Here is a 2,324-nt window from a genome sequence, read left to right as displayed (position 1 = left end):
ACATGCCGATCACGCTGATCGTGACGCTGTCGGCCTCGATGCTCTACGCGCTGGTCTTCACGCCGACGCTGGGCGCCATCTTCGCCAAGGCGCCGGCGCATCACGAGGAGGATCACCGCGATGGCCTCTACATGGCCGTGGTCAAGCAGGCGGTGCGGTTCCCGATCACCGTCATCCTGCTCACCGTCGGGCTGCTTGTCGGTGTGGGTTTCGCCTATTCGAAATATGGCGCGGGCGTGGAGTTCTTCCCCAGCGTCGAACCGGACTACGGCCTGCTCTACGTGCACGCGCGCGGCAACCTGTCGCTGGCCGAAATGGACGCCGCCACCAAGGCCGCCGAAAGCCGCCTGCTCGGCTGGCCGGGCGTGAAGTCGGTCTATACGCGCGTCGGCAAGAGCCAGGGCGGCGGCCAGGACGTTCCCGAAGACGTCGTCGGCGTCATCCAGTACGAGTTCGTCGACTGGCGCCAGCGCAAGTCCGCCAACCAGATCCTCAACGACCTGCGCGGCGTCATGGCCGGCATTCCCGGTGTCGATGTCGAGGTGAGGGTGCCCGAGGCTGGTCCGCCGACCGGCAAGCCGATCCAGATCAGGCTGTCGGCCGTCGACCCGGCTGGGCTCGACGAGAAGGCACGCGCGGTCGCGGCGCGGATCGCGAAAGTGCCGAACGTCATCGACATTTCGGACGGCCTGCCGCCGCCAGGCGTCGACTGGGCGATCGAGGTCGACCGCGCCAAGGCCGCGCAATACGGCATCAGCCCGACCTCGGTCGGTACGGTGGTGCAGCTGGTGACCAATGGCCTCAAGCTGTCGGAATACCGGCCTGCCGGCGCCGACAAGGCGGTCGACATCAGGCTGCGCCTGCCGGAAGACCGGCGCACGCTGTCGACGCTCGACGAGCTTCGCGTGCAGACCTCGCAAGGATCGGTGCCGATATCGAACTTCGTCATCCGCAAGGCAAAGCCGAGCGTCGGCGTTCTCAACCGCATCGACGGCGCCCGCACCGTGGTCGTCCAGGCCAATGTCACCGCCGGCGCGCAGGTGGCGGCGGTGCAGCAAGAGGTCACCAAGGCCGTCGCCGACATGGGTCTCGGCAGCGGCATACGCTGGAAGCTCGCCGGCTCCAACGAGGACAGCGCGGAGGCGAGCGCATTCCTCGGCAAGGCGTTCGGCGCCGCGCTCTTCCTGATCTTCCTGGTGCTGCTCATGCAGTTCAACAAGTTCACCAGCGTGTGGCTCGTTCTCTCCTGCGTGGTGATGGCGACGATCGGCGTGTTCCTGGGGCTGCTGTTGACCGGTGAAGCCTTCGGCATCGTCATGTCGGGCATCGGCGTCATCGCGCTGGCCGGCGTGGTGGTGAACAACAACATCGTTTTGATCGACACCTATGACCGGCTGCGCGAGGAAGGCTGGGACAAGATGGAGGCGGTGCTGCAGACCTGCCGCGAGCGTGCGCGCCCTGTGGTGCTGACGGCGGTCTCGGCGATCCTCGGCGTGCTGCCGATCGCCTTCGGCCTCGGCCTCGAAATCTTCCATCACGAGACGACGATCAACGCGCCGTCGACGCAGTGGTGGATTTCGCTGTCCTCGGCGATCGTCTTCGGCCTGTCCTTCGCCACGCTGCTGACGCTGGTGGTGACGCCTGCCATGCTGATGGTGTTCACGCGCAGCAAGAACAGCCGTTTCCATGCCTTCTTCCGGCGCCTGCTCGGGCGCGACAAGGGCAAGGCTTCGTCCGAAGAGCCGGCGCTGGAGGCCGGCGCAGGGCCGGCGGCTGCGTTCCCGAAAGCCGCGGAATAGCGCGGTTCGCTGCCACAGATGAACGGCCGGGCGCTGCGAGGCCCGGCCGTTTCATTTTCAGATAGCTCAGGGCGATCAGGCTGCCTGACGCAAGGTGGGGCCAACCGCAATGCCGATGTCGCGCATGGCTTCCTCGACCGCCTCATCCAGCGGCGTGTGCGGGATTTCGCCGATGGCCTCTTCCAGCCGGGTCGAGACCAACTGGTGCGCTTCGAAGCGAAGGTAGGACATCGAGACGATCTCCTTCCACATGGCGACGAACGGGCTGCCGGCGCGCAGCACCCACCAGGGCATGGAAGTGAGCTTGAGCTTGCGACCGAGCGCCTTCTCGGCGGCGGCCTTGATGTCGAGGTCGGTGACGGCGTGGCCGGGGAAGTTGATGGCCTCGTAGAAGCCGAGCCTGTCGAGGTTGCGCGCCAGGCCGACGAAGCCGACGGCGAAGTCCGGCAGATAGGCCCATTCATGCACGAGGTCGGCCGGGCCGGGCGCGGTGTAGATGCCCTTGCTCATCTTGGCGGCGACGAC

The 2,324-nt window shown here is 66.6% G+C and carries 1 protein-coding gene and 1 pseudogene; one reads left to right on the top strand and one right to left on the bottom strand.

Annotated elements, in window-relative coordinates; all coding sequences use genetic code 11:
- On the top strand, positions 1–1,799 hold a 1,799-nt coding region (locus tag Q0L57_RS12785), incomplete at its 5' end, for an efflux RND transporter permease subunit (protein ID WP_296743155.1).
- A gap of 75 nt (positions 1,800–1,874) precedes the next feature.
- Here the strand turns inward: Q0L57_RS12785 and Q0L57_RS12780 are convergent.
- Positions 1,875–2,324 (bottom strand): annotated as a pseudogene (locus Q0L57_RS12780) (oxidoreductase); the annotation flags it as partial.

The sequence above is a fragment of the Mesorhizobium sp. genome, from assembly GCF_024509055.1.
GTDB lineage: Bacteria > Pseudomonadota > Alphaproteobacteria > Rhizobiales > Rhizobiaceae > Mesorhizobium.
Note: the sequence above shows the minus strand (reverse complement) of the source record. Positions and strands in the feature narration are given on the sequence as shown.